At 66.1% G+C, this 1,848-nt stretch carries 3 protein-coding genes and 1 pseudogene; 2 read left to right on the forward strand and 2 right to left on the reverse strand.

Features of this window, described 5'->3' with window-relative positions:
* On the forward strand, positions 1-293 hold a 293-nt coding region (locus tag EN939_RS32480), incomplete at its 5' end, for a M20/M25/M40 family metallo-hydrolase (RefSeq protein WP_127271622.1).
* Positions 294-298: 5 nt separating this feature from the next.
* A complete protein-coding gene (locus EN939_RS32485) occupies positions 299-934 on the forward strand; it encodes a transporter (protein WP_127270998.1) in 636 nt (211 codons plus the stop codon).
* Here the strand turns inward: EN939_RS32485 and truA are convergent.
* Positions 901-1,671, reverse strand: a complete 771-nt coding sequence (gene truA / locus EN939_RS32490) for a tRNA pseudouridine(38-40) synthase TruA (RefSeq protein ID WP_127271000.1) — start codon at positions 1,669-1,671, stop codon at positions 901-903. The genes EN939_RS32485 and truA overlap by 34 nt on opposite strands.
* 23 nt (positions 1,672-1,694) lie before the next feature.
* A pseudogene (locus EN939_RS39910) lies at positions 1,695-1,848 on the reverse strand (GNAT family N-acetyltransferase); the annotation flags it as partial.

Genomic DNA, 1,848 nt, shown 5'->3' on the forward strand with positions numbered 1-1,848 from the left:
ACTACGAGCTCGTCTGGCGCGACCGGCCGAGCCATGTCTTCCTGACCCGCGACGACAGGCTTATCGAAACGCTGCGCGGCTCGATCAAGTCGGCGGTCGGCAAGGAGCCGACGCTGTCGACCTCCGGTGGAACGTCCGACGCGCGTTTCATCAAGGACTATTGTCCGGTGGTCGAGTTCGGGCTGGTCGGCAAGACAATGCATATGGTCGACGAGCGCGTCGCCATTGCCGATTTGGAAACGCTGACGCAAATCTACCAGCGCTTCATAGAAGACTGGTTCGGACAGGGCTGAACAGCATGCTTTCGGCGGACGAAACCCAAGCTTCGCTGACGGGCGCCTGGCGATTGATGCTCGGCAAGGCCGACGGCCTGCGCCTGCTCGACCTGTCGGCCGACGGCTTCTGGAATTCCTTCTTCGCCATTGTCGTTGCTGCACCGGCGCTGATCGTCGGCTGGGTCGGCATCGCCAACGAACTCGGCGATCCCGACGCCTTCGCGGGCCGCTTCAGCATGCTGGTGCGCCTGGCGACGGTCGACATCGGCTCCTGGGTGCTGCCGCTGATTGCGCTCGCCCTGATCGCGCCGCGCGCCGGCATAGGCGGCCGCTTCGTCCACTACGTCGTCGCCAGCAACTGGGCTTCGGCCATCACCGCCTGGCTGATGCTGCCCTCGGCGCTGATCCGGCTTTTCCTGTCGTCCGCAAGCCAGGCTGCGAGTCTTGTGTCGCTGTTCCTGTTTGCCCTGTCGATGGTGCTGACCTGGCGCATGACCAACGCCACGATCGGCAGGGGCGCATCGGTCGGCACCGCCGTTTTCGTCGGCATGTTCATCGCCTCGCTGCTGGTGCTGTTCGGCCTGCAGACGCTGCTCGGCATCACCGTGCCGGACGATGCCGGAGTTCAGAGCCTGTCCGGGCTCGTCTCGACTGGATAATCGACACCGGTGAGAAACAGCCCGTCGGGTGGCGCCACCTGTCCGCAGGCGGCGCGGTCGTGCGCCTCGAGCGCCGTTTTCAGGTCGGCCGCAGTCCAGCCGCCGTCGCCGACGCGCTTGAGCGAGCCGACCATCGAACGTACCTGATTGTGCAGGAACGAGCGCGCCGAAGCCCTGACCTCGATCATGTCGCCCTGTCGGCTCACATCGAGCCGTTCCAGCGTCCTGATCGGGCTGTTGGCCTGGCACTGGGTCGAGCGGAAGGTGGTGAAATCATGCCGTCCCAGCAGGACTTTCGCCGCTTCGTGCATGGCGCCGGCGTCGAGCCGCTTCGGCACCCACCAGACCTTGCCCTTGTCGAGCGCGGCCGGGGCACGGCGGTTCAGGATGCGGTAGAGATAGTGGCGGCCGATGGCCGAGAAGCGGGCGTCGAAGCTGTCGGAGACGACCGTCGCTTTCAGGATGGCGATGCGCGCCCCGGCCGCCTGCAGATGGGCGTTGACTGCATCGCGCACCTTGTCGCCCGGCCACGCCTTGGCGAGGTCGGCATGCGCCACCTGCGCGGTCGCATGGACGCCGGCATCGGTGCGGCCGGCGGCGCGCAGCCGGATCGCTTCGCCGCAGAATTTTTCGATCGCCCGCTCGATCGCCTGTTGCACCGAAGGCTGATCCGCCTGGTGCTGCCAGCCGGCAAACAGACTGCCATCATATTCGATGTCGAGGCGAAAACGCGGCATGCCGGGCGGCTATACGCTCTCGCCTACGCGGCGAGAGCGGTGAAGGCGGAGGCGTAGACCAGTGTGCCGGCCTCAGGCGCGTCGCCCCAGGCCAGCGCCTGCAGCGCTTCGCCCTGGTATTCGCTCTCGAAGTTCTCGGCACGCGTGTGGCTATATCCGAAACGCCCGTAATAGATG

This window comes from Mesorhizobium sp. M7A.F.Ca.CA.002.05.1.1 (assembly GCF_003998335.1).
Taxonomy (GTDB): domain Bacteria; phylum Pseudomonadota; class Alphaproteobacteria; order Rhizobiales; family Rhizobiaceae; genus Mesorhizobium.

What these genes read in the sequence shown, in the direction of transcription:
- EN939_RS32485 (WP_127270998.1), top strand. Translation starts at nt 299, where the DNA reads ATGCTTTCGGCGGACGAAACCCAAGCTTCGCTGACGGGCGCCTGGCGA.
- truA (WP_127271000.1), bottom strand. Translation starts at nt 1,671, where the DNA reads ATGCCGCGTTTTCGCCTCGACATCGAATATGATGGCAGTCTGTTTGCC.